22 protein-coding genes are annotated in these 23446 nt (G+C 74.5%); 11 read left to right on the forward strand and 11 right to left on the reverse strand.

What is annotated here, in order from left to right; all coding sequences use genetic code 11:
• Nucleotides 1-2775, forward strand: a 2775-nt coding sequence (locus G8D98_RS04535; protein WP_166099694.1) for an ATP-binding protein, incomplete at its 5' end; no start/stop codon positions are given.
• On the opposite strand, the gene G8D98_RS04540 is transcribed toward G8D98_RS04535, so the two are convergent.
• Both G8D98_RS04540 and G8D98_RS04545 read right to left on the reverse strand, forming a co-directional pair.
• Nucleotides 2757-3605, reverse strand: coding sequence for an ABC transporter permease (locus tag G8D98_RS04540; RefSeq protein WP_166099696.1), 849 nt, complete (start codon nt 3603-3605; stop codon nt 2757-2759). The two genes, G8D98_RS04535 and G8D98_RS04540, sit on opposite strands and share 19 nt — an antisense overlap.
• The gene (locus tag G8D98_RS04545) at nt 3602-4600 is read right to left on the reverse strand and encodes an ATP-binding cassette domain-containing protein (RefSeq protein WP_166099698.1); all 999 of its coding nucleotides are present in this window, start codon (nt 4598-4600) and stop codon (nt 3602-3604) included. Before G8D98_RS04545 ends, G8D98_RS04540 begins: the two co-directional genes overlap by 4 nt.
• A gap of 100 nt (nt 4601-4700) precedes the next feature.
• Between G8D98_RS04545 and glpK the strand changes: the two genes are divergently transcribed.
• A complete protein-coding gene (glpK, locus tag G8D98_RS04550) occupies nt 4701-6212 on the forward strand; it encodes a glycerol kinase GlpK (RefSeq protein WP_166099700.1) in 1512 nt (503 codons plus the stop codon).
• A 13-nt stretch (nt 6213-6225) separates the two neighbouring features.
• Here glpK and G8D98_RS04555 read toward each other — a convergent pair whose 3' ends face one another.
• On the reverse strand, nt 6226-7269 hold the full coding sequence (locus tag G8D98_RS04555) for a DUF2332 domain-containing protein (RefSeq protein WP_229661797.1): 1044 nt from the start codon (nt 7267-7269) through the stop codon (nt 6226-6228).
• A gap of 95 nt (nt 7270-7364) precedes the next feature.
• On the opposite strand from G8D98_RS04555, the gene G8D98_RS04560 reads away from it, so the two are divergent.
• Nucleotides 7365-8855, forward strand: a complete 1491-nt coding sequence (locus G8D98_RS04560; RefSeq protein WP_187566530.1) for an aminopeptidase P family protein — start codon at nt 7365-7367, stop codon at nt 8853-8855.
• 2 nt (nt 8856-8857) lie between these two features.
• Nucleotides 8858-9664 carry a thioesterase family protein gene (locus G8D98_RS04565; RefSeq protein ID WP_166099706.1) on the forward strand — a complete coding sequence of 269 codons (807 nt, stop codon included), beginning with the start codon at nt 8858-8860 and terminating at the stop codon, nt 9662-9664.
• A 27-nt stretch (nt 9665-9691) separates the two neighbouring features.
• On the opposite strand, the gene G8D98_RS04570 is transcribed toward G8D98_RS04565, so the two are convergent.
• From G8D98_RS04570 to G8D98_RS04585, 4 genes are all read right to left on the reverse strand, one after another.
• Nucleotides 9692-10435: a PIG-L deacetylase family protein gene (locus G8D98_RS04570; protein ID WP_166099709.1), complete on the reverse strand. Its 744-nt coding sequence runs from the start codon at nt 10433-10435 to the stop codon at nt 9692-9694.
• A 20-nt stretch (nt 10436-10455) separates the two neighbouring features.
• Nucleotides 10456-11052, reverse strand: coding sequence for a YflT domain-containing protein (locus tag G8D98_RS04575; RefSeq protein ID WP_166099711.1), 597 nt, complete (start codon nt 11050-11052; stop codon nt 10456-10458).
• Nucleotides 11049-11666, reverse strand: a complete 618-nt coding sequence (locus G8D98_RS04580) for a hypothetical protein (protein WP_166099714.1) — start codon at nt 11664-11666, stop codon at nt 11049-11051. Before G8D98_RS04580 ends, G8D98_RS04575 begins: the two co-directional genes overlap by 4 nt.
• Before the next feature lie 104 nt (nt 11667-11770).
• Nucleotides 11771-12970, reverse strand: a complete 1200-nt coding sequence (locus G8D98_RS04585) for an acyl-CoA dehydrogenase family protein (RefSeq protein ID WP_166099716.1) — start codon at nt 12968-12970, stop codon at nt 11771-11773.
• A 257-nt stretch (nt 12971-13227) separates the two neighbouring features.
• Here G8D98_RS04585 and G8D98_RS04590 point away from each other — a divergent pair, with 257 nt between their 5' ends.
• From G8D98_RS04590 to G8D98_RS04600, 3 genes are read left to right on the forward strand one after another with little or no spacing between them, the layout of a single operon-like run.
• The gene (locus tag G8D98_RS04590) at nt 13228-14082 is read left to right on the forward strand and encodes a serine protein kinase RIO (RefSeq protein WP_166099719.1); all 855 of its coding nucleotides are present in this window, start codon (nt 13228-13230) and stop codon (nt 14080-14082) included.
• Between the two features lie 35 nt (nt 14083-14117).
• Nucleotides 14118-15161, forward strand: coding sequence for a Gfo/Idh/MocA family protein (locus G8D98_RS04595; RefSeq protein ID WP_166099721.1), 1044 nt, complete (start codon nt 14118-14120; stop codon nt 15159-15161).
• A 5-nt stretch (nt 15162-15166) separates the two neighbouring features.
• Nucleotides 15167-16186: a saccharopine dehydrogenase gene (locus tag G8D98_RS04600; RefSeq protein ID WP_229661798.1), complete on the forward strand. Its 1020-nt coding sequence runs from the start codon at nt 15167-15169 to the stop codon at nt 16184-16186.
• 9 nt (nt 16187-16195) lie between these two features.
• Here G8D98_RS04600 and G8D98_RS04605 read toward each other — a convergent pair whose 3' ends face one another.
• The 3 genes from G8D98_RS04605 to G8D98_RS04615 form a co-directional block, all read right to left on the reverse strand.
• Nucleotides 16196-17125: a L,D-transpeptidase family protein gene (locus G8D98_RS04605; protein ID WP_229661799.1), complete on the reverse strand. Its 930-nt coding sequence runs from the start codon at nt 17123-17125 to the stop codon at nt 16196-16198.
• A gap of 122 nt (nt 17126-17247) precedes the next feature.
• Entirely contained in the window at nt 17248-18114 is an 867-nt protein-coding gene (locus tag G8D98_RS04610; RefSeq protein ID WP_166099725.1) for an HpcH/HpaI aldolase/citrate lyase family protein, read from the reverse strand.
• Nucleotides 18111-19175 (reverse strand): HpcH/HpaI aldolase/citrate lyase family protein, encoded by a 1065-nt coding sequence (locus G8D98_RS04615; RefSeq protein ID WP_166099727.1) that lies wholly within the window; start codon nt 19173-19175, stop codon nt 18111-18113. Before G8D98_RS04615 ends, G8D98_RS04610 begins: the two co-directional genes overlap by 4 nt.
• Nucleotides 19176-19316: 141 nt before the next feature.
• Between G8D98_RS04615 and G8D98_RS04620 the strand changes: the two genes are divergently transcribed.
• The 4 genes from G8D98_RS04620 to G8D98_RS04635 are packed head-to-tail and all read left to right on the forward strand — an operon-like array spanning nt 19317 to nt 22912.
• Complete coding sequence (locus tag G8D98_RS04620; protein ID WP_166099729.1) at nt 19317-19895, forward strand: hypothetical protein; 579 nt, start codon at nt 19317-19319, stop codon at nt 19893-19895.
• Between the two features lie 27 nt (nt 19896-19922).
• Nucleotides 19923-21221, forward strand: a complete 1299-nt coding sequence (locus G8D98_RS04625) for a magnesium transporter MgtE N-terminal domain-containing protein (RefSeq protein ID WP_166099731.1) — start codon at nt 19923-19925, stop codon at nt 21219-21221.
• Nucleotides 21214-21768 (forward strand): DUF1003 domain-containing protein, encoded by a 555-nt coding sequence (locus G8D98_RS04630; RefSeq protein ID WP_166099734.1) that lies wholly within the window; start codon nt 21214-21216, stop codon nt 21766-21768. The genes G8D98_RS04625 and G8D98_RS04630 overlap by 8 nt, the downstream gene beginning before the upstream one ends.
• A 10-nt stretch (nt 21769-21778) precedes the next feature.
• Nucleotides 21779-22912 (forward strand): Mrp/NBP35 family ATP-binding protein, encoded by a 1134-nt coding sequence (locus G8D98_RS04635; RefSeq protein WP_166099736.1) that lies wholly within the window; start codon nt 21779-21781, stop codon nt 22910-22912.
• Between the two features lie 19 nt (nt 22913-22931).
• Here the strand turns inward: G8D98_RS04635 and G8D98_RS04640 are convergent, their stop codons facing one another.
• Nucleotides 22932-23429, reverse strand: coding sequence for a twin-arginine translocase TatA/TatE family subunit (locus tag G8D98_RS04640; RefSeq protein WP_229661800.1), 498 nt, complete (start codon nt 23427-23429; stop codon nt 22932-22934).
• Nucleotides 23430-23446: the final 17 nt, after the last annotated feature.

Raw genomic sequence — 23446 nt, forward strand, 5'->3', positions numbered from 1 at the left:
CTCGGGCGGCCCACCCCGGCGCCGGGGGCCCACGGCGCGCTCGCCGAGCTGCGCGCCGACACCGCCGCCGCCCGCCGGGACACCGCGACCGTCCTCGGGCGCGCGCTGTCCGAGCTCGGCGAGCACGACGAGGCCCTCCCGCTGCTCGAGGCCTCCCCCGTGGACGAGCCGACCACGGTCGCCCTGCTGCGCTCGCTCGCCGCGGTGCGCGGGGCCCCCGCCGCCCTGCAGCGCTACGACGAGGTGCGCCACGACCTCGCCGAGCGCCTCGGCGTCGACCCCGGGCCGGCCCTGCGCGCCGTCCACGCCGAGCTGCTCGCCGCGGACACCCCGGTGCGCTCCGGGGTGCGCCACGACCCCACCTCCCTCGTCGGCCGGGAGGAGGACATCCGCGCCCTGCGCGCCGCCGTGCGGGAGTCACGGGTGGTCTCCGTGCTCGGGCCGGGCGGCCTCGGCAAGACCCGGCTGGCCAACCTCCTGGCCCGCGAGGCCGAGCAGCCGGTGGTCCACGTCGTCGAGCTCGTCGGGGTCACCTCACCCGAGGACGTCGTCGGCGAGGTCGGCTCGGCGCTCGGCGTCCGCGACTCGGTCACCGGCCGCAGGGTGCTCACCCCGCAGCAGCGCGTCGACCTGCGGGCGCGGGCTGCCCAGGCCCTCGACACCGCCCCCACCCTGCTGGTCCTCGACAACTGCGAGCACGTCGTGGCCGCCGTGGCCGACCTCGTGGCCTACCTCGTGGCGACCTGCCCCCGGCTGCGGGTGGTCACGACGACGCGCGCCCCGCTCGCCATCACCGCCGAGCGGGTCTTCCCGCTCGCCCAGCTCGACGACGGCGCCGCCGCCGAGCTCTTCCGCCAACGGGCCCGGGCGGCCCGCCCGGGCCTCACCCTCGAGGACGAGGCCGTGCTCGGCGTGGTCCGGCGCCTCGACGGGCTGCCCCTCGCCGTCGAGCTGGCCGCCGCCCGGGTCCGGGTGATGTCCGTCGAGGACGTCGCCCGCCGGCTCGACGACCGGTTCGCCCTGCTGCGGCGCGGGGACCGCAGCGCCCCCGACCGGCACGCGACCCTGCTGGCGGTCATCGACTGGTCGTGGAACCTGCTCGCCCCCGGCGAGCAGCGGGCCCTGCGCCGGCTGTCGGTGTTCCACGACGGGTTCTCGCTCGCGGCGGCGGACGCCGTCGTCGGGCACGACGCCCTCGAGGAGCTGCAGTCGCTCGTCGACCAGTCCCTGCTCACCGTCTCCGACGAGGGCAGCAGCGTGCGCTACCGGATGCTCGAGACGGTGCGTGAGTTCGGGCGGCTGCGGCTGCGCGACGCCGCCGAGGAGGCCGAGGCCGAGGAGGCCCGCCTGGCCTGGGCCGCCGACCTCACGGCCCGCCTCGGGGAGCGGCTGTGGACGCGCGAGCAGGTGGCGGCCGTGCGGGCGCTCACGGTCGAGGAGGTCAACCTGGCCGACTGCCTGCGTACGGCGCTCTCGGCGGGCGACCCCTGGGCCGTCGCCCGGCTGCTGTCGACCCTCGCCGCGTACTGGACCATCCGCGGCGAGAACGTCCGGCTCGTCGCCCTGGCGGGGGCCGTCGACGCCGCGCTCGCGGGGTGGCGGCCGCAGCCGGAGCAGGTGGACACCGCCCTGTGGGCGGCGGCGATGGTCGTCATGAACACCAACATCGGGGACGCCGCACCGGCGAACGCCTGCCTCGCCCTGCTCCAGGAGTGCGCCGAGCGGGTCACCGACCCCCGGCTGCGGGGCATCGTCGAGGTCCTGGCCTGCCACGACCCGACCGACGCCGACCGCTCCGTCGAGCGGCTCGACGAGGCCGCCGGCCGGGTGCACCACCTGGCGGCCGTCCTCGCGCGGATGTGGGCCGGCCACCACCGCGAGAACGTCGGCGACCCGCTGGGGGCGATCGCCGAGGCGGAGCACGGGCTCGCGCTGACCAGCGACGACGACGGGCCGTGGGTCGCCGCCCTGCTGCACTCCCTCCTCGGCACCCTGCACGCCCAGCTCGGCCACCACGAGGAGGCCGTGCAGCACGCCCTCGCCGCCCTTCCCGTGCTCGACGCGCTGGATGCGGTCGACGACGCCGTGCAGTCCCGGGCGATGCTCGCGGTGCACGCCATGTCCCTGGGTCGCCTGGAGGAGGCCGAGGGCTGGCTCGCGCAGGTCGACCGGACGAGCACCGGCGCCCCCGGCTTCGGCGGCGCCTTCGTCGCCCTCTCGGCCCGGGCCGAGCTGGCCCTGGCCCGCGGGCAGGTGACGAGCGGTCTCGAGCGGTACCGGGAGGCGGTGGTCGCCCTGGCCACCCTCGCCGTCCCCGGGCTGGGTGGCCCGAACGGTCTCGAGCCCTGGTGCCTCTACGGCGAGAGCACGGCCACGACGGCGTACGCGGTCCACGGCGACGGCGACGACGGGGCCGACCTCTACGCGGGCCTGCTCGCCAAGGCCCCCGCGGTCCTCGACGCCGGCCGCGCCCACCTGGACTACCCGGTCGCCGGCCTCGTCCTCCACGCCCTCGGGGCATGGGCGCTGCTGCGCTCCGCGGCCCCGGTCGAGGACGCCGTCCGGCTGCTCGTGCTCGCCGAACGCTTCGCCTACCCGCGGTTCGTCCCGACGATGAGCCCGGCGCACACCGACGGTGTCGCCGAGGAACGGGCGCCGGGGCTGGCCGACCGGGTCCGCGCCGAGTACGCCACCGCCACCGCCCCGGCCCTGCTGCCCGCGGCGCGGGCTGCGGTCGAGGCGGTGGCGGGACCCGCTCACATCTTGCGCGAGTAGGTGCGCACGGAGAGGGTCCCGAAGACCGCGACGACGAGCGCGCACCCGAGGAGGGCCCAGCCGACGTCACCGGTGACCGCCCCGCTGTTGAGCAGGTCGCGCACGGCGGTGACGACGTGGCTCACCGGGTTGAACCGGACGAATGCCTGCAGCCACCCCGGCAGCGTGTCGGCCGGGACGAAGGCGTTGGAGAGGAAGGTCAGCGGGAACATGACCATCATCGAGATGCCCTGCACGGCCTGGGCGCTGCGCGCGACGGTCCCGAGCCAGGTGAAGATCCACGCCAGTGACCAACCCGCGACGAGCGTGAGCAGCCAGCCGGCGACCACCCCGAGGAGCCCGCCGGCGGGCCGGTAGCCCATGGCGAGGCCCGCGAGGATGGTCAGGGTCGCCGCGGTGCCGTAGCGCACCAGGTCGGCGACGGCGGGGCCGACGAGCGGCGCGATGCGTGCGATCGGCAGGGACTTGAAGCGGTCGAAGACGCCCTTGTCCATATCCTCGCGCAGCTGGATGCCGGTGGCCATGCAGGCCGTCAGCGCGGTCTGGGCGAGGATCCCGGGGATGAGCAGGGGGAGGTAGTCGGAGACGCTGCCGGAGATCGCGCCGCCGAAGATGTAGGCGAACATCGCCGTGAACAGCAGCGGCTGGAACGTCACGTCGACGAGCTGCTCGGGGTTGCGGCGCATCTTCAGCAGGGCCCGCCAGGCCAGGGCGAGGCTCTGCGAGACGGTCTCTCGCACGGACGGGCGCGTCGGCAGGTCCCGCGCGCCGGCGAGCGTGCGCGCGGTGACGGTCGGCTCGCCGGGGGTCAGGGTGGTCGTCGTGGTCATCGGGTGGGCTCCATCTCGGGCTCGGGCCGGGTGTCCTCGGTGCCGTGACCGGTCAGGGCGAGGAAGACCTCGTCCAGGGTCGGCTTGTGCACGGCCGCCGAGCTGATCGGCAGGTCGCGCTGACGCAGCCCGATGAGGACGTCGGCAGCGCGGTTGGCGTCGGCGAGGGGGACGGTGATGCCGCCCGCCTCGGGGGTGAGGGTGGGCTGCTCGGCGACGAGGCCGCGCACGACCTCCACCGCGTCCGCGGTGTGCGCCGGGTCGACCAGCCGCAGCTGGAGCGAGGAGCTGCCCACCTGGGACTTCAGCTCGTCCGGGGTCCCCTCGGCCACCTTGCGGCCCTGGTCGATGACGGCGACCCGGTCGGCGAGCTGGTCGGCCTCGTCGAGGTACTGGGTCGTCAGCAGGACCGTGCAGCCGTCGCGGACGAGCTCGCGGATCGTGTCCCACATCTGGCCGCGGGTGCGTGGGTCGAGGCCTGTCGTCGGTTCGTCGAGGAAGATCAGCGGGGGCCGGCTGATGAGACTCGCCGCGAGGTCGAGCCGGCGGCGCATGCCACCGGAGAACTTGGCGATCGCACGGTCGGCGGCGTCCTCGAGGCCGAACCGGCCGAGCAGGTCCTCGGCCGTGCTGCGGGCCTGGGTCGAGGACAGCCCGAGAAGGCGGCCGAAGAGGCGCAGGTTCTCCCGCGCGGTGAGGTTCTCGTCGACGGAGGCGTACTGCCCGGTGACCCCGAGCAGCTGCCGGACGACGTGGGGGTGCTCGCGCACGTCGACGCCGAGAACCTCGGCGTTCCCGCCGTCCATCGGCAGGAGGGTGGCGAGCATCTGCAGGGTCGTGGTCTTCCCGGCGCCGTTGGGACCGAGGACGCCGAAGACCTCGCCCCGATGGACGTCGAGGTCGATGCCGTCGACCGCGCGGACGCGCCCGAAGGTCTTCACGAGGCCGCGTGCATGGACGGCGGCCCCGCGCTGTGATGTCGTGTTCGTGGTCATGCCCCCAGGGTCGGCGAGCCCGGTTTCACGCCGGCTTCGCCGCGGTTTCACCGGTCCCACGGGCGTCGGCGCCGTGTCCGGGTGGGCCTAGGGTGACGACATGGCTGACTTCATCGGCGCGGTCGACCAGGGCACGACGAGCACCCGCTTCATGGTCTTCGACCACGACGGGCGGGAGGTGGCCCGCCACCAGCTCGAGCACGAGCAGCTCCTGCCCCGGGCCGGGTGGGTCGAGCACAACCCGCTGGAGATCTGGGACCGCACCCAGACGGTGGTCGCGTCGGCGCTGGCCGGGGCGGGCCTGTCCACCTCCGACCTGGCCGCCATCGGCGTGACCAACCAGCGCGAGACCGCCATGGTGTGGGACCGCCGCACCGGCCGCCCCTTCTACAACGCCATCGTCTGGCAGGACACCCGCACCGCGGCCATCGCCCGCGCGCTCGACGCGGACGGACGCGGCGACGTCGTGCGCGAGAAGGCCGGCCTGCCGCCCGCCACGTACTTCTCGGGCGCCAAGGTGCAGTGGATGCTGGAGAACGTCGACGGGCTGCGGGCCGCCGCCGAGCGGGGCGACGCGATCTTCGGCACCCCGGACACGTGGGTGGTGTGGAACCTCACCGGAGGCACCGACGGGGGGCTGCACGTCACGGACGTGACGAACGCGAGCCGCACCATGCTCATGGACCTCACGACCCTCGACTGGGACGAGGAGCTGCTCGGGTTCTTCGGCATCCCCCGGGCGATGCTCCCGCAGATCCGCCCGAGCAGCCACGCGCAGGCCTACGGCTCCACCGCCGGCCGGCGCGGCACGGCCCCGGTCCCGGTCACCGGCGTCCTCGGCGACCAGCAGGCGGCGACCGTCGGGCAGGTGTGCTTCGAGGTCGGTGAGGCCAAGAACACCTACGGCACGGGCAACTTCCTCCTGCTCAACACCGGCGAGGAGCTCGTCCGCAGCGAGCACGGCCTCCTGACGACGGTCGCCTACCAGCTCGGCGACAGCGCGCCCGTCTACGCCCTCGAAGGCTCGATCGCGGTCACCGGAAGCGCGGTGCAGTGGCTGCGCGACCAGCTCGGCATCATCAGCGGGGCGAGCGAGGTCGAACGGCTCGCGGCCCAGGTGGAGGACACCGGCGGGGTGTACTTCGTGCCCGCCTTCAGCGGGCTGTTCGCCCCGTACTGGCGCAGCGACGCCCGCGGCGCGATCGTCGGGCTCTCCCGCTTCAACACCAACGCCCATCTGGCCCGGGCCACGCTCGAGGCGATCTGCTACCAGTCACGCGACGTCGCCGAGGCGATGGTCGCCGACTCGGGCGTGGAGCTGACGACGCTCAAGGTCGACGGCGGGGTCACCGCCAACCGGCTGTGCATGCAGCTGCAGGCCGACATCCTCGGCGTGCCGGTCTCCCGGCCGGTCGTCGCCGAGACGACCGCGCTCGGTGCTGCGTACGCCGCCGGGCTGGCCGTGGGGTTCTGGGAGAGCACCGAGCAGCTGCGGGCGAACTGGGCCGAGGACGAGCGCTGGGAGCCGACGTGGAGCGAGGAGCAGCGTCGCGACGGGTACGCCGGCTGGCGCAAGGCGGTGCAGCGCACCCTCGACTGGGTCGAGGACTGACCCGCCGCGCCGCTCAGGACCCCCCGAGGGTGAGGGGCGGTCCGTGGTGTCCTGCGGTGCCGAGCACCGCACCGTCGAGCTCGACCCTCGGGACGAGGTCGTCGTCCCGAGCGGTGACGACGCCACCCTCGGGCCACCCGTGCTCGAGCGAGACGTGTGCGAGGGGCATCCGGCCCCGGGCCTCCTCGACGGCCGCCTCCATCGCCAGCGTCTCCTCCACCGGCCAGTACATCCGGGTCACGGAGTGCCACACGACGGTGAGGACACCCGCGGGAGCGGGCCTCGCGAGCTGGTCGCGCACCCAGGCGGCCGCCGACGCCCGGTCCACGGCCACCGGGTGGCGGCGGGCCTCGGCGAGCGCGGCCTCCAGGCGGGCATGCCGCTCGAGCATCCACGGCCACACGAACGACGTGAACAGGGTGGCGCCGTCCGCACCGGAGGTGTCGACCGGCGCGATGTCGCACCCACGCCGGGAGACCACCTCGAACGGCTCGGGTGAGAAGCCCGGGGCCCCGCACCCGGTGACGACCAGGCCGGCGTCGGGCGGCCCGGCCGACCAGCCCTCGCCCTCGAAGCGGTAGTGGTCCACGAGCAGGCCGAGCCCACCGGAGGCGCCCGGCTCGAGCAGGCGCACCCGGTGCATCCCGGTGCGGCGCACCGCTTCCGCGAGGCCGACGAGGAGGGCCACCGCCCGGCCCGGCTCGTTCGTCTGCGGTGGGTGCTCGAGCGAGGCCCGCAGCTCGGCCGCATGCGCGCGAAGGACCGGCCGGACGACCTTCCAGGCCCCCGCCGGGTCCGCCCGCCCACCGAGGACCGGGTAGAAGGGCAGCAGCTGCGGGGCCTCCCCGCGCAGGACGATCCGGAAGAGCCCGGCGAGCAGGCGCAGCTGGGGCACCTGGCGGGCCTCGGCGCCCTCCCAGCCGGCAAGCAGCTCGCGGGTGACGCCACCGCGCTCCCAGTCCTCGGCCATCTCCGCGAGGAGGACCCCGTAGAGGTGCTCGCGGTGCCCGAAGTGTGCCCGCAGCCGCTCCGGGAGGGATGCCGCGGCACCCGCCACCGGACCGGGGCTCCGCGCAGCGCCGTGACCGCCCATCCGGGGAGTCTCGCAACAGCCGTGGAGGCCTCGCAAGCGCGTCGTGGCAGCATGGTCGGGTGAGCGAGGAGCAGAAGCAGGCCGACAACCGCGCCCGGGCCACGACCGACCAGCTGCGGGCCTTCATCCGGGAGGACTGGGCCCCGCGGGGCACCACCGTCAGCGGGCCCGCGCCGGCGGCCGGCCCCGCGGCCGCGCGCCGGGCGGTCCTCAGCGCCGCCTACCCCAGGCAGCGACTCGTCGTCCCGGCCGGCGGCCTGAAGGTCCGCAGCAACGACACCGACTACGTCTTCCGGCCGCACACCGCCTTCGCCTACCTGACGGGCCTCGGCGCCGACCGCGAGCCGGACGCCGTCCTCGTCCTGGAACCCCTCGAGGACGGTGGCCACGAGGCGGTCCTGTACGCCCGGCCGCTCGCCGACCGGGACAGCGACGAGTTCTTCGCCGACGCCCGCTACGGCGAGTTCTGGGTCGGGGCGCGCCCCACCCTCGAGGACCTCGAGCTCGAGCTGGGGCTCACGGCCCGGCATGTCGACGGGCTCGTCGACGCCGTGGCCAAGGACGCCGGCCAGGTCACCGTGCGGCTGGTCAGGGACGCCGACCGCGAGCTCACCGAGCGACTCGACGCCGCGCGGGTCGAGAACGGCGCCACGGCCGAGTCCCTGCTCGAGAACGACGACGCCCTGGCGCACGCCGTCTCGCACGCCCGGATGTGCAAGGACGAGTACGAGGTCGACCAGATGCGCGCCGCCGTCGAGGCCACCGCGGAGGGGTTCGAGGCGATGGCCGCGGCCCTGCCCGAGGCGGTCGAGCGAGGCCGGGGCGAGCGCTGGCTCGAAGGCACCTTCGGGCGCACCGCCCGGCACCGTGGCAACGGCGTCGGCTACGACTCCATCTGCGCGGCGGGCGACCACGCCAACACGCTGCACTGGGTGAAGAACACCGGCGCGGTGCGGCCGGGCGAGCTCGTCCTCATCGACGCCGGCGTCGAGGTCGACTCCCTCTACACCGCCGACGTCACCCGCACGCTGCCGGTCGACGGCACGTTCACCGACGCCCAGCGCGAGGTCTACGACGCGGTGTACGCGGCCCAGGAGGCCGGCATCGCCGCGGTCCGCCCCGGCAACCGGTTCTCCGACGTGCACGCCGCCGCCATCCGGGTGGTCGCCGAGCACCTGCACGCGTGGGGCCTGCTCCCCGAGGGAGTCTCCGTCGAGGACACCCTCGACAAGGAGCGCGGCCAGTACCACCGGCGGTGGATGGTCCACGGCACGAGCCACCACCTGGGCCTCGACGTCCACGACTGCGCCCTCGCGACCCGCGAGGAGTACCTGGACGCCGAGCTGCGCCCGGGGATGGTGCTCACCGTCGAGCCGGGGCTGTACTTCAAGGCCGACGACCTCAAGGCCCCGGCCCGCTTCCGCGGCATCGGGGTGCGCATCGAGGACGACGTCCTCGTCACCGAGGACGGCTGCGAGAACCTCTCCGACGCCCTGCCGCGCTCGGCCGGCGATGTCGAGGCGTGGCTGGCCCGGGTCCAGGGCGCCTGAGCGTGGAGGCCCTGCACGACGCCGTCGCGCTGCACGCCGACGGCGGCGCGCTCGTCGGGCAGGTGCACGAGGGCTGGGACGTCTTCGGCGTCCCCCACGGGGGCTACCTGCTCGCGCTCGCCGGCAACGCCGTCCTCACCGCCACCGGCGCCCCGGACCTGTTCACGATCACGACGCACTACCTGCGCAAGGCCCGCCACGAGCCGGTCCGCTTCCACGTCACGCGCGTCGGCGGCAGCCGGCGGTTCACCACCGTCACCGCGACGGCCGTGCAGGGCGAGGACGTCGTCCTGTCGGTCATGGCCTCGGTCGGCGACCGCACCGCCTTCGAGGGCCCGGCCTGGCGTCGCAGCGACCCGTGGTCGCCGGATGCCGCCGGCCTGACCCCACGCGCCGGGACGCCGGAGATGGAGCGGGTCACCGGGGGTGGGGCGTTCCGCACCCCCGAGGTCTCCGCCCGCGCCGGCGAGCGCCTGCAGGTGGACACCCTCGGTTTCGCCGGGGGTGTGCCGGACGGCACCGGCGAGATCCGGGCGGTGGCCGAGACCCTCCCGGCGGACCAGCTCGGGGCCCTCGTGGCCTGCGACGTCACGCCGCCGGCGGCCTGGAACGCCCTCGGCGCCCAGGGCTGGGTGCCGACGGTCGAGCTCACCGCGCACGTGCGGGCCCGCACCGGCACCGGTCCGCTCGCGGTCGCCGTCGAGAGCCGGCACATCGGGGACGGCTTCCTCGACGAGGACGCCGTCGTCCACGACGCGCACGGCCGGCTCATGGTGCAGTCGCGCCAGCTCGCCCGCTGGACCGCCTGAGCGAGCGACGACCGGTCGCCGGCGCGGTCAGCGGCGGTCGAGGACGACCTGCGCGGTCCAGGCCCGCTCGACGCCGGCCTGCTCGCCACCGCCGCCGAGGATCGTCGTCAGCAGCTCGCGCGGGGCGGGGAAGTCCGGCGGGAGCGCGGCGTTGTACGCGGCGTGCGCCTCGAGCGAGTGGACGGCCGCCTCGAAGGGGTCACCGGTCACGTCGACGGCGTGGGTGGGGTGGGGCGAGCCGGCGACCGCGAGGACCTCGACGCCACCCCACGGCTCGAGGCCGGCGTCGAGCAGGTCGCGGTGGAGCCAGCGGTTGCCCGCGTCGGCGACGGCGTCGAGCGTCGCCAGGCCCACGGCGCGGTGGTCGGCCTGGTTGGCCGCGCCGGGGCCGAAGAACAGCTCCCACGTCTGGCCGACGACCAGCTGGGGGCGGTGGCGGCGGATGGCCGCGGCGATCTCCCGGCGCAGCGGGACCCCGTACTCGAGGGCACCGTCGGGCCAGCCGGCGAACTCGACCGACTCGACCCCGACCCGGCGCGCGCTCTCGAGCTCCTCGGCCTCCCGGACGCCGGCCGCCCGTGCCGGCTCCATCGTGTCGATACCGGCCTCGCCGCGGGTCAGCAGGAGGTAGCTGACGGTGGCCCCACCGGCCACCCAGCGGTGCACCGCGGCGGCGGTGCCGTACTCGATGTCGTCGGGGTGTGCGACGACGCACAGGACCGAGCGGAAGGGCCCCTCGAGAGGCGGCAGCGTGGGGCGCTCGGCGGTCATGGGGCCGACGGTACGCGCTCTCAGGCCGGGGGCGGCTGCGGCGGGGCCTGGGGTGCCTGGGACGCCTCGGCGGCGAGCCGGGCCTGCTCGGCCTCCTGGGCACGGCGGACCTGCTCCGCGGCGGCCTTCATCGGGTCCATCTGGGCGAGCAGCTCGCGCCCGCGCGTGACGTGCTTGTGCTCGCAGAGGACCTCGTACTTCGCGGCGACGACCTGGCTGACCGACGTGAAGTCGCGCTGGCCCTGGGTGAGCCGGTAGCCGAAGTAGGCCCAGATCGCACCGAAGACCGCGCCGAACACCACCGTCCCGAGGATGCTCAGCAGGTTCAGCCCGTTGGGGTCGAACAGCGCGAACATGAAACCCACGAAGAGACCGAGCCACATGCCCGAGAGCGCGCCGGCACCGATGACCCGTCCCTGGGTCAGCCGGCCGGTGACCCGTTCCAGCTGCTTGAGGTCGGTCCCGACGATGAGGACGTCCTGGACGGGGAACTCGTGGTCGGAGAGGTAGTCGACGGCCTTCTGCGCCTCCTCGTAGCTGTCGTGGACCCCGAGGCTCATGGGGTACTCCAGCGACAGGGCGGCGCGCAGACCCGGACGCATCGGCTGAGTGCTCATGCCTCGATTGTCGCACCGCCGGCTGGGCGCCCGCTGGACGGACCCTGTGCCCGTCGCCAGCGACGGCGCCGCCAGAGCCAGACCAGGAGCCAGGTGAGCATCGACCCGAGGACGGCGCCCATCGCGACGATCCCCTCCTGGCCCCCGACGAAGGAGAGCAGCGCCCCGAGCGCGAGCGAGACGAGCGCCCCGGCCGCGTAGAGCCCCGGCGGCAGGTTCCACCACGGCCGCCCACCCGTCGCGTGGTGCAGCTGCGCCAGGACCACCCAGAGGACGCCGGCGACCAGGATGCCCAGCGGGCGGCCGCCACCGCGGCCCGGCAACGCCCCTGCCGCGACGACGACGCTGACCGCGGTGACGAGGACCAACGGGACGCCCACCCAGCCCGACGGCGCGCGCATCGGCGGCAGGTCGGCGGCGGCGCCGGTCCGCGTCGCCTCGCGGCGGGACCGGACCTGCGCGCCGGCGACGGACGCGACCGTCGTCAGCGGGACGAAGGCGACGGGCAGGATCCACCCCGGCAGCCAGCCGCACGCGAACGACACGAAGACGAGGACGAGCCAGACCAGCGCCCCCGCGAACAGCAGCAGCACCCGTGCCCGGAACGACCCCACACCGCCATCCTCCCAGGCCGAGCAGGCGGGCGCCGGCAGATCGCGAACGCGCCGTTGCGCGGCCGGAGGGACGAGCGGACGACCCACCTGCCCGGGGCCGTGGGTCAGCGGGCCTTGTAGTCCTCGAGCAGGCGGCGGCCGATGATCATCTTCTGGATCTCCGCGGTCCCCTCGCCGATGAGGAGCATCGGCGCCTCCCGGTAGAGCCGCTCGATCTCGTACTCCTTGGAGTAGCCGTAGCCGCCGTGGATACGGAAGGACTGCTCGACGACGTCGGCACAGTTCTCCGCCGCGAGGTACTTGGCCATCCCGGCCTCGAGGTCGTTGCGCTGACCGGCATCCTTGAGCCGGGCGGCCTTGACCATCATCTGGTGGCTCGCCTCGACCTTGGTCGCCATGTCGGCGAGCCGGAAGAGGATGCCCTGGTGCTCGGCGATCTTCTTGCCGAAGGTCTCCCGCTGCTGGCTGTAGGCGATGCCGAGCTCGAACGCCCGCAGCGACAGCCCGCAGGCCCGGGCCGCGACGTTGACCCGGCCGACCTCGACCCCGTCCATCATCTGGTAGAAGCCCTTCCCGGGCTCACCCCCGAGCACCTGGGCGTCGGTGGTGCGGTGACCCTGGAGGACGAGCTCGGTCGTGTCGACGCCCTTGTAGCCCATCTTGTCGATCTTCCCGGGGACGGTCACGCCCTGGGCGGTCTCGCCGAAGCCGGGCTCCTTCTCGACGAGGAAGGTCGTCATGTTCTTGTACGGGCTGTCGGACTCACCGAGGTCGGTCTTGACGAGGACCGCGACGAGGTTGGCCGAACCGCCGTTGGTCAGCCACATCTTCTGGCCCTCGATGCTCCAGCCGGCCTCCGCGTCGCGGACCGCCTTGGTCCGGATCGCGGCGACGTCGGACCCCAGGCCCGGCTCGGACATCGAGAACGCGCCGCGGACCTCGCCGGTGGCCATCCGCGGCAGGTAGCGCTCCTTCTGCTCCTGCGTGCCGTGCTGGAGAATGAGGTAGGCGACGATGAAGTGGGTGTTGATGATCCCGCTGACACTCATCCAGCCGCGGGCGATCTCCTCGACGACCAGGGCGTAGGTGAGCAGCGACTCGCCGAGGCCGCCGTACTCCTCGGGGATCATCAGCCCGAAGATCCCCATCTGCTTCATGCCCTCGACGATCTCGCTGGGGTACTCGTCGCGGTGCTCGAGCTCGGTGGCCACCGGGAGGATCTGCTCGTCGACGAACTCGCGGACCAGCTTGACCAGCTCGTGCTGCTCCTCGGTGAGGCCGTCGGTGGTCTGGAGTCGGGACATGGACGCGAGTATGCCCGCGCGCCGCGGAGACCGGAACGCGCGACCGGTGTGAGCCCTCCCACCACGGGCTCGCCGACCGCGCGTGCGGCTCCGGGAGAAAACCACGCGACAGCGCCCAGGGCGAGCGAGGAGGATGAGCTGCGTCCGCGGCGCACTGTGCGCCCGGTGAGCGACGAAGGAGGCCGAGATGTCGATGACCGTCCAGGGCCGGTCCCGCACCCCCCTCCCCTTCCCCGTCCTCGTCCAGGAGCACTCCGTTGGCACATCAGCCCTTCCACCTGCCGCAGAAGCAGTCGGCCTTCTCCACCGACACCTCACCTGACGCCCCACCGGAGGGCGAGCGCTGGTCCACCTGGGACGGCGCCACCCACGGCCCGAAGCCCCGGCCTGACTGGGTGGTCACCGAGCTCGGTGCCGTCGACGCCGACCTCGGCGTCCTCAAGAGCGGCAAGGAGGCCGACGTCCACGTCGTGCGGCGCTGGGTCCCCGGCACCGGCCGGAGCGTGACGATGGCCGCCAAGCGCTACCGCAGCGGCGACCACCGCCTCTTCCACCGAGACGCCGGCTACCTCGAAGGACGACGGGTCCGCAGGAGCCGCGAGACGCGGGCGATGGCCAAGCGCACCGACTTCGGCAAGCAGGTCATCGCGGGTCAGTGGGCGGTCGCAGAGTTCACCGCCCTGAGCACCGTGTGGGCCCTCGGCCTCCCGGTCCCCTACCCCGTCCAGCTCGACGAGACCGAGATGCTCATGGAGCTCGTCGGCGACACCGGCGGGGCGACGCCCGTGGCCGCGCCGCGCCTGGTCCAGACCCGCCCGACCCCCCGCGAGCTCGCGGAGCTCTTCGACCAGCTCCGCTCGGCGATGCTCACGCTGGCCCGGCACGGCTGGACCCATGGCGACCTCAGCCCGTACAACACGCTCGTCCACGACGGCCGGCTCGTGCTCATCGACTGGCCCCAGGTCGTCGACGTCATCGGCAACCCTCGCGGCTTCGAGTTCCTCGAACGGGACGCGGGCACGATGGCCACGTGGTTCGCACGCAAGGGGCTGCGGGTCGACGCGGGCGAGCTGTTCGCCGAGCTCGTCGCGGAGGCCACCGGCGGCTGGTGAGCACGGCCGTCGCGTCAGCCCCTAGGGTGACGCGCATGCCGACGCCGTCCCTCGCCCTCGCGCCGCCGACCGTTCCCGACCCCATGGACGCCCCCGGACTGCGCTGGGGGGTCCTCGGTCCCGGAGGCATCGCGAACACGTTCGCCGCCGCGGTACGCGCCGGCACCCGCTCCGAGGTGGTCGCCGTGGGGTCCCGCTCGGCCGACCGGGCGAGCGCCTTCGCCGGGCGGCACGGCGTCGCCCGCTCGTACGGCTCCTACGAGGAGCTCGTGGCCGACGAGCGTGTCGACGTGGTGTACGTCGCGAGCCCGCACAGCGAGCATCACGAGCACGCCCTGCTCGCGCTGCGGGCGGGCAAGCACGTGCTCGTCGAGAAGGCGTTCTGCCGCAACCTCGCCGAGACCGACGAGGTCCTCGACGAGGCGCGCAGCGGCGGTCTGTTCGCCGGGGAGGCGATGTGGAGCCGCTACCTGCCGCAGTACGACGTGGCCCGGCGCACGGTAGCGGCCGGCACGCTCGGACAGGTCGCCATCCTCCAGGCCGACCACGGCCAGCGTCTCTGGCCGGAGGGGCCTCGGCGCCTCTCGGACCCGGCCCTGGCAGGGGGCTCCCTGCTCGACCTCGGCGTCTACCCGATCGCGTTCGCCGACCACGTCCTCGGCCCGCTCGAGGACGTCGCGGCGCGCGGGGTCGTCACGGACGAGGGCGTGGACGCCACCGTCGGGGTCACCGCCCGGGTGGGAGGGGCGCTGGCCCGGCTCACCTCGACGATGGCCGCGAGGACCCCCTGCCACGCGCTCGTCGCCGGCTCCGCGGCCCTCCTCGAGCTCACCGGTCCCGGCTACTTCTACGGTGCGGCCACGACCGTCCGGCTCGTCGCGCCGGACGGCAGCGAGCTGGACACCTTCGCCCCGCCGCACCCCGAGCACGGCTTCCGCTACCAGGTCGCCGAGATCGCCCGAGCCCTGGAGGCGGGGCGGACCGAGCCCTGGTCGGTGCCGTGGGAGGCGACCCGCCGGGTCATGGCCGTGATGGACGACGTCCGGCGTCAGGTCGGGGTCGGCTACCCCGGAGAATGACCGCCATGGTGCACCTGTGGATGCGGCACGAGACCCGCACGAGCGAACGCCGGGCCCCGCTCACCCCGAGCGACGCCGCGGCCCTCGTCGCGGCGGGAGCCCGGGTCACCGTCGAGGAGTCGCCCCAGCGGGTGTTCGGCATCGAGGCCTACCGCGTCGGCGGCTGCGAGGTGGCGCCGGCCGGCTCGTGGACCGAGGCGCCGCCCGAGGCGCACATCCTCGGGGTCAAGGAGCTGCCCGAGACCCCGGCTGCCCTGCGGCACACCCACATCTTCTTCGGGCACGCCTACAAGGGGCAGGAGGGCGCCGCCCACCTGCTCGCTCGCTTCGCCGCCGGCGGTGGTGAGCTCCTCGACCTCGAGTACCTCACCGTCGAGGGGCGCCGGGTCATCGCGTTCGGCTACTGGGCCGGCTACGTCGGGTCCAGCCTCGGCGTGCTGGCCGCCCTCGGTCGGCTCGGCCCCCTGCGTCCGATGGAGCGGGCCGAGCTGGACCTCCAGGTCGCCGAGACCGAACCCACCGGGCTGACCGCGCTCGTCCTCGGCGCCCAGGGCCGCAGCGGACGTGGAGCGCTCGACGCGCTGGCGGCGGCCGGAGTGCGCAGCACCGCCTGGGACCGCGAGGAGACGCGCGAGCTGGACCGCGACGCCCTGCGCGCCCACGACCTGCTCGTCAACTGCGTCCTCTCCACGACGCCTCAGCCCCCGTTCGTCGGGCCGGCGGATCTCGACGCCGAGCGGGCGCTGCGTGTCGTCGCCGACGTCACGTGCGACGTCACCTCCGAGCACAACCTCGTCCCGGTCAACACCTCGGTGACGACGTGGGAGGAGCCGGTCCGCCGGGTGGCCGCGACCCCCACGCTGGACGTCATCGCCGTCGACAACCTGCCCTCGCTGCTCCCCCGGGAGGCGAGCACGGCGTTCTCGGCCGACCTGCGTCCCCTCGTCGCCGACCTCGCCGGGCGGCGCGGCCCGTGGCAGGCGGCCCGCACGGCGTTCGAGCGCGCGCTGGCCACCCTCGGCTGAACGAGCCGGTCAGCGCACGAGGACCCGGGAGCCGATGGGCATCAGTCCCGTGGTCCAGATCATGTCCATGGCCGACGTGGACAGCCGCGCGCACCCGTGGGAGGCCGGGTAGGGCGGGATGCTCGGCGAGCCGTGCACGGCGTACCCGCCGTTGAAGTACTTCGGGCGCCAGAGCTGGCCCAGCTCGCTGTCGTCCTGGCCGTCGACCTCGCGGAAGACGGTGTAGGAGCCGGTGGGGGTGTGCGCGATCGCGGGCCGGCCCGAGGTGGAGGTGTACGGCTCACCGCTGCCCGTCGAGGTGTTGAAGGCGAGCGTCGTCGAGCCGTCGCGGACGACGAGGAGCAGCTGGCGCTCGAGGTCGATCTCCACCCCGTCGCCCGTCAGCGTCGCCTGCGGCCGCACGCCCCGGTCGAGGGCCCGGCGGGTGTCCGGGCCGACGACGCCGTCACGGGCGATGCCCGCGGCCTTCTGCAGCGCGAAGACGGCCTGCTGGGTCAGCCCACCGAAGTGCCCGTCGACCGCGCCGAGCCAGTACCCGAGGCGGCGCAGCCGCCGCTGGAGCGTCCGCACCCGCGGGCCCTCGTCGCCGTAGCGCAGCGGCGCCGTGCGGGTGGGGCTCGGCGCGGGGCTCGCGCCGGCGCTCGGGGTGGGGCCGGCGGTCGTCGTCGGTGTCGGGCTCGCGCTGGACGTCGGGCTCGAGGCCGGTGTGGGTGTGGTCGTGGGGATGAGGGTCGGGCTCGGCGACAGGGCCGGGCTCGTGCTCGGCGAGGACGTGCCGGCGGTCGGTGTGGCGGGCCTGGAGCTCCACGGCCCGGCCGACGCGTCGGGCTCGCCGAGGACCCCGCCCTCGCCGGCGCGTTCGAGCCGGCCACAGCCTCCGAGCGCGACGGCTCCGGCAAGGGCGAGCACGGCGAGGGGCGCGACGCGACGCATCGGCATCCTCGGTCACCTCCCCCGGTCGTCGTGGCAGCACAGCACGGCCTCCTAGGAGACGCCGCCGGGCACCCCGGGACAAACCGCCACGCCGGCCGTGACCGCATCGTTGTGCGGCCACCTGCGGGTCAGGAGCGCGAGCGGACGGCCTCGTCGGTCGCGAGGACCCGCTGGGCCACCTCGACGTGCAGGTTCTCCACCATGCGCCCCTCGTAGGTGACGACGCCGCGCCCGGCGCCGGCCTCCCACGCCGCGAGCAGGCCACGGGCCTCCTCCACCTCCTCGGCCGACGGGGTGAAGGCCTCGTGGCACGGGCCGATCTGCCCGGGGTGGATGAGCGTCTTGCCGTCGAAGCCGAGGTCACGACCCTGGCGGCACTCCGCGGCCAGCCCCTCGAGGTCGCGGACGTCGTTGTAGACCCCGTCGAGCACCGCGACCCCGGCGGCCCGGGCGGCGAGGACGACGCTGGAGAGAGCCGCGAGCAGCGGGCCCCGGCCGGGGACGAAGCGGGCCTGGAGCTCCGTGACCAGGTCGTTGGTGCCGAGGACGAGCACGGCGAGCCGGCCGGAGGCCGTCGCGACCGCGCGGGCGTCGAGGACGGCGTCCGGGGTCTCGACCATCGCCCACAGCCGGGTGTGCTCCGGCGCGCCGTGGGCCTCCATCGCCGCGACGAGCCCGCGGACCTCGTCGGCCGAGCCCACCTTGGGGACGACGATGCCGTCCGGGCCGGCGGCGCAGGCCGCCTCGAGGTCGGCCTCGTGCCACTGCGTCCCGGTCCCGTTGACCCGGATCGTCACCTCGCGGTAGCCGTAGTCCCCGCAGGCCGCGGCCGCCCGGGCGTTCTCTCGGGCGGCCTCCTTCTCCTGCGGCCCGACCGCGTCCTCGAGGTCGAAGATGAGGCCGTCGACCGGCAGGGTCTTGGCCTTCTCGAGGGCCCGCTCGTTGCTCGCGGGCATGTAGAGCACCGAGCGGCGGGGCCGGTAGGCGGTGGTCATCCCTGCTCCTCCTGCGCGTAGAGCTCGGCGAGCTCGGGGTCGGTGGCGGCGAGCCGGTCGGCGAGCTCGAGGACGACGAGGCACTGCTTGAGGCTCGCGTCGTCCTCCATCCGGCCGTCGAGCATGACGGCACCGGTGCCGTCGCCCATCGCGGCCTTGACCCGGCGGGCGTGGGCGACGTCCTCGGCCGAGGGGCTGAAGACCCGCTTCGCGACGGCGATCTGGGCCGGGTGCAGGGTCCACGCCCCGACGCAGCCGAGAAGGAAGGCGTTGCGGAACTGGTCCTCGCAGGCGACGACGTCCTGGATGTCGCCGAACGGCCCGTAGTACGGGAAGATCCCGTGCATCGCGCACGCGTCGACCATCCGGGCGATCGTGTAGTGCCACAGGTCCTGCTGGTGTACCGCGCGCTCGCCACCGATGTCCCCGTCGACGGGGTCCTCCCGGACGAGGTAGCCCGGGTGTCCCCCACCCACGCGCGTCGTCTTCATCCGGCGGTCCGCGGCCAGGTCTGCCGGGCCGAGGCTGATCCCCTGCATCCGCGGGCTGGCGCCGGCGATCTCCTCGACGTTGGCCATGCCTCGCGCCGTCTCGAGGATGGCGTGGACGAGCACCGGACGGGTCAGCCCGGCCCGGGCCTCCAGCTGGGCCAGCAGCCGGTCGACGTAGTGGATGTCCTCGGGGCCCTGCACCTTGGGGACCATGACGACGTCGAGACGCTCGCCGATCTCGGTGACGAGGGTCGTGAGGTCATCGAGGCACCACGGGCTGTCGAGGGCGTTGACGCGGGTCCACAGCTGGGTGTGCTCGCCGAAGTCGGTGGCCGTGGCGACCTGCACGAGGCCGGCGCGCGCGGCCTCCTTGTTCTCCGCCCTGACGGCGTCCTCGAGGTTGCCGAGGAGGACGTCGACGGTGCCGACCATGCCGGGCACCTTGGCGGCCATCTTCGGGTTGCTCGGGTCGAAGAAGTGGATCATCCGCGCCGGCCGGGCGGGTACCTCCCGGAGCGGGGCGGGTGCCCCGACGGCGAGGGGGGCGAAGAAGTCCTTGGCGCTGCGCATCGGCGGTCCCTTCGGGCGCGGGCACGGTCGGGTCGGACGCTAGCAGCGGGTACGGCCCGGGTCGCATGAGCCAGGTCACGGTGTGACCCATACCGCGGTGGTCGGGCGGCCGTCGCGACGCCGGTGTGCAAGAGTGCGACCATGCCCGACGAGGCCGCCCCACCCGCCCCGGCGGTCGACCTCGCCCGCCTCGTCGCCGAGGCCGCGGCCAAGTCCGGGATGCTCTGGGTGCGCACGCCGGACGGGCGCAGCACCCCCGTCTGGCACGCCTGGCGCCCCGGTGGCGGCGAGGACGGCGACGGCCCCGCGGTCTACGTGGTCTCCGGGCCCGGTGAGCAGCATCTGCCGTGGCTGCCCGCCGAGGTCGAGCTCGTCCTGCGCAGCAAGGACTCCGGCGGCCGGCTGCTCACCGTCCCGGCCACCGCCGAGGCCCTCGAACCGGGGAGCCCCGCCTGGGAGACGGCGGCCGAGGCCCTCGTGCCCGAGCGGCTCAACGCCCAGGGCTCGGCCACGGAGGTGACCGCCCGCTGGCGGGCGGCGAACACCGTCCACCGGCTCACCCCGCGCGGCTCGCCCACCGAGTACCCGGGGTCCTACGACGACGGGTCGGGCGCGGCCCCGGTGCGGCCGGCCGGCCCGGCGACCGCGCGCTGGCGCCCGTGGCACTGGCGTGGGCGCGCCGGCGCCCGGCGCAACACGAGCCCAGGTCGGGCCGGGTGAGCGGGGTCGGCGGCTAGCCTGTCGGACGTGAGCACGCCGACCCGCGCCTTCGTCGGCCGACTGTCCGAGCTCGACGTCTTCGACCCGCTCGGCGACAAGGTCGGTCGGGTCCGCGACGTGGTCGTGACCTTCAGCGCGGCGCGCAGCCGGCCGCGCGCCATCGGCCTGGTCGTCGAGGTCGCCGGACGCCGGCGGGTGTTCGTCCCGATGACCCGGGTCACCTCGGTCGAGGGCGGGCAGGTCATCACGACCGGCCTGGTGAACATGCGCCGGTTCGAGCAGCGCCCCAACGAGACCCTCGTCGTCGCGGAGCTGTTCGAGCGGCGCGTCCAGGTGCGCACCGAGGACGGCGACGTCGTCCCTGCCACCGTCCAGGACGTCGGCATCGAGAAGTCCGGTCCACGGGGCTGGGTCCTCACCCGGGTGGCCGTCCGGCTGCAGGCCTCCCGCCCGAGCCGGCTCGGGCGCCTGGGTCGGCGACGCGGCGAGACCTTCGTCGCGCCCGTCGAGGACGTGCGCGACCTGCGGGACGCGAGCGTCGGCCAGGGCGCCGCGAAGCTGCTCGAGACCTACGAGGACCTCAAGCCGGCCGACCTCGCCGAGGTCATCCACGACCTGACCCCCCAGCGCCGGGCCGAGGTCGCCGCCGCGCTGACCGACGAGCGTCTCGCCGACGTCATCGAGGAGCTGCCCGAGGACGACCAGGTCGAGATCCTCGTCGGGCTCGACGTCGGCCGGGCCGCCGACGTCCTCGAGGCGATGGAGCCCGACGACGCCGCCGACCTGCTCTCCGAGCTGCCGCCCGAGCGCCAGGAGGTGCTGCTGGCCCGGATGGAGCCGGACGAGGCCGCCGACCTGCGCCGCCTGCTCACCTACGACGAGGACACCGCCGGTGGCCTGATGACGACCGAGCCGGTGATCCTCGGGCCGGAGGCCTCGATCGCCGAGGCCCTCGCGGTCGTGCGCCGCCAGGAGCTCTCGACGGCCCTCGCGTGCACCGTGTTCGTCTGCCGCCCGCCGCTGGAGACCCCGACGGGCAAGTTCCTCGGCGTCGTCCACATCCAGCGGCTGCTGCGGGAGCCCCCGCACGCCCCCATCGGCGGCATCATCGACACCGACGTCGAGCCGCTGCCGCCGACCGCGAGCCTGGGGCAGGTCACCCGGATGCTCGCCACCTACGACCTCGTCGGGATGCCGATCGCCGACGAGGACGGCCTGCTGCTCGGCGCGGTCACCGTCGACGACGTCCTCGACCACATCCTCCCCGAGGACTGGCGCGAGGAGCGTCACGACGTCGTCGCCCACACGGAGGTGAGCCGTGGCTGAGCGCGAGCGCCGGGCCCGGATCGACCAGCCGCGGGAGCGCTCCCGGCGGCGGCTGAGCGTCCCGGCACCCCTGACCGAGGAGGCCTTCGGGGACTTCTCCGAGAAGTTCGCCCGGTTCATGGGCACCGCGGCCTTCCTCATCGGGATGACGCTCTTCGTCGTCGTGTGGCTGCTGTGGAACACCCTCGCGCCGGCCGACCTGCGCTTCGACCCCTACGCGTTCATCTTCCTCACCCTCATGCTCAGCCTCCAGGCCTCGTACGCGGCGCCCCTGATCCTCCTGGCCCAGAACCGGCAGGCCGACCGGGACCGGGTGGCCCTCGAGCAGGACCGCTCGCGGGACGAGCGCAACCTCGCCGACACCGAGTACCTCACCCGGGAGGTGGCCGCGCTGCGGCTGGCGATGCGTGACGCCGCGACCCGCGACTTCGTCCGCAGCGAGCTGCGCGACCTGCTCGAGGAGATGACCGAGCGCGGGCTCGCCGTCACCCGGGCCGCGCCGGCCTCCGACGGGGGCGAGGCGGCCGCCGACGCCGAGCCGACCTAGACTCGAGGGCATGCCGCAGGTCAGTACCGACGCCCTCCACGCCGCCCTCGAGACGGTCATCGACCCCGAGATCCGGCGGCCGATCACCGAGCTCGGGATGGTCGGCGAGCTCACGTGCGACGACGAGGGCCGGGTCGCGGTCACCGTCCTGCTCACCGTCGCGGCCTGTCCGCTCAAGGACACGCTCACCCGCGACACGACCACCGCCCTCACGGCGGTCGAGGGCGTCACGGACGTCGCGGTGACCCTCGGGGTGATGTCCGACGAGCAGCGGGCGGAGCTGAAGACCAGGCTGCGTGGCGGCACCGCCGAGCGCGAGGTCCCCTTCGCCAAGCCCGGCTCGCTGACCCGGGTCTACGCGGTGGCCTCGGGCAAGGGTGGGGTCGGCAAGTCCTCGGTGACCGCCAACCTCGCCGCCTCGCTCGCCGGGCAGGGCCTGAGCGTCGGGGTCGTCGACGCCGACATCTACGGCTTCTCCATCCCGCGGATGCTCGGGGTCGAGCACCGACCGACCCAGGTCGACGACATGATCATGCCGCCGGTCAGCCACGGCGTGAAGGTCATCTCCATCGGGATGTTCGTCCCCGGCAACCAGCCGGTCGTCTGGCGCGGGCCGATGCTGCACCGCGCCCTCCAGCAGTTCCTCGCCGACGTCTTCTGGGGCGACCTCGACGTCCTCCTGCTCGACCTGCCCCCCGGTACCGGCGACATCGCCATCTCGGTGGCCCAGCTCGTGCCGGGCGCGGAGATCCTCGTGGTCACGACCCCCCAGCAGGCGGCCGCCGAGGTGGCCGAGCGGGCCGGCTCGATCGCCCTGCAGACCCACCAGCGGATCGTCGGGGTCGTGGAGAACATGAGCTGGCTGCAGCTGCCCGACGGCAGCCGCGAGGAGATCTTCGGCTCCGGGGGTGGGCGCGAGGTCGCCGAGTCGCTGACCCGCTCGGTCGGCGCCGACGTGCCCCTGCTCGGCCAGATCCCGCTCGACACCCGGCTGCGGGTCGGGTCCGACGAGGGCATGCCCGTCGTCCTCGGCGAGCCGGACGCGCCCGCCGCGGCCGCGCTGCGCGACATCGCCACCGGGCTGGCCGGCCGCTCACGCGGGCTGGCGGGTCGCTCTCTCGGGCTCTCCCCCGTCGGCCGCTGAGACCACCGGCGCGCGCCGGTCAGGTCGCGTCGGTGTCGTAGGGCGTCGGTCGGGCCGGGTCGAACGCCTGTGGCGGGCCCCACGCCCGCACCTCGGCGACCGGCTCCTCGACCTCCTGCGCCGCTGCCGGCGAACCGCCCTCGGTCGCCGTCGCTGCCGCCCCGGTCGCCGCCGCCCCGACGGAGGCCTGTGCCCCGGGCCGCAGCCTCGCGGCCTCGCGCACGGCGTCGATCTCACCGCGCACCGGGGCCACCGCCTCGTCGAGCGGCTCGAGCAGGGCCTCTCGCACGATTCGGCGCGGGTCGTACTGGCGCGGGTCGTACTGGCGCCAGTCGATGTCGTCGTACTCCGGGCCCAGCTGGTCGCGGAGCTGCTCGCGGGCTCCCTCGGCCATCACCCGCAGCCGGCGGATGCCCTGGGCGAGCTTGGCCGCGTACTCGGGCAGCTTGTCCGGCCCGAGCACGAAGACGGCGATGAGCACGAGCAGGACGAACTCCCACCCGTTCACGCCGACCACGACGCCACCTCCCTCGC

Source organism: Phycicoccus endophyticus (assembly GCF_011326735.1).
GTDB classification, from domain to species: domain Bacteria; phylum Actinomycetota; class Actinomycetes; order Actinomycetales; family Dermatophilaceae; genus Phycicoccus; species Phycicoccus endophyticus.

Coding starts and splice junctions, on each gene's coding strand:
- glpK (WP_166099700.1), top strand. CDS start 4,701: ATGGCTGACTTCATCGGCGCGGTCGACCAGGGCACGACGAGCACCCGC.
- G8D98_RS04605 (WP_229661799.1), bottom strand. CDS start 17,125: ATGCCGATGCGTCGCGTCGCGCCCCTCGCCGTGCTCGCCCTTGCCGGA.
- G8D98_RS04570 (WP_166099709.1), bottom strand. CDS start 10,435: ATGACCGCCGAGCGCCCCACGCTGCCGCCTCTCGAGGGGCCCTTCCGC.
- G8D98_RS04585 (WP_166099716.1), bottom strand. CDS start 12,970: ATGTCCCGACTCCAGACCACCGACGGCCTCACCGAGGAGCAGCACGAG.
- G8D98_RS04620 (WP_166099729.1), top strand. CDS start 19,317: ATGCCCGACGAGGCCGCCCCACCCGCCCCGGCGGTCGACCTCGCCCGC.
- G8D98_RS04635 (WP_166099736.1), top strand. CDS start 21,779: ATGCCGCAGGTCAGTACCGACGCCCTCCACGCCGCCCTCGAGACGGTC.
- G8D98_RS04545 (WP_166099698.1), bottom strand. CDS start 4,600: ATGACCACGAACACGACATCACAGCGCGGGGCCGCCGTCCATGCACGC.
- G8D98_RS04615 (WP_166099727.1), bottom strand. CDS start 19,175: ATGCGCAGCGCCAAGGACTTCTTCGCCCCCCTCGCCGTCGGGGCACCC.
- G8D98_RS04610 (WP_166099725.1), bottom strand. CDS start 18,114: ATGACCACCGCCTACCGGCCCCGCCGCTCGGTGCTCTACATGCCCGCG.
- G8D98_RS04600 (WP_229661798.1), top strand. CDS start 15,167: ATGGTGCACCTGTGGATGCGGCACGAGACCCGCACGAGCGAACGCCGG.
- G8D98_RS04595 (WP_166099721.1), top strand. CDS start 14,118: ATGCCGACGCCGTCCCTCGCCCTCGCGCCGCCGACCGTTCCCGACCCC.
- G8D98_RS04540 (WP_166099696.1), bottom strand. CDS start 3,605: ATGACCACGACGACCACCCTGACCCCCGGCGAGCCGACCGTCACCGCG.
- G8D98_RS04575 (WP_166099711.1), bottom strand. CDS start 11,052: ATGAGCACTCAGCCGATGCGTCCGGGTCTGCGCGCCGCCCTGTCGCTG.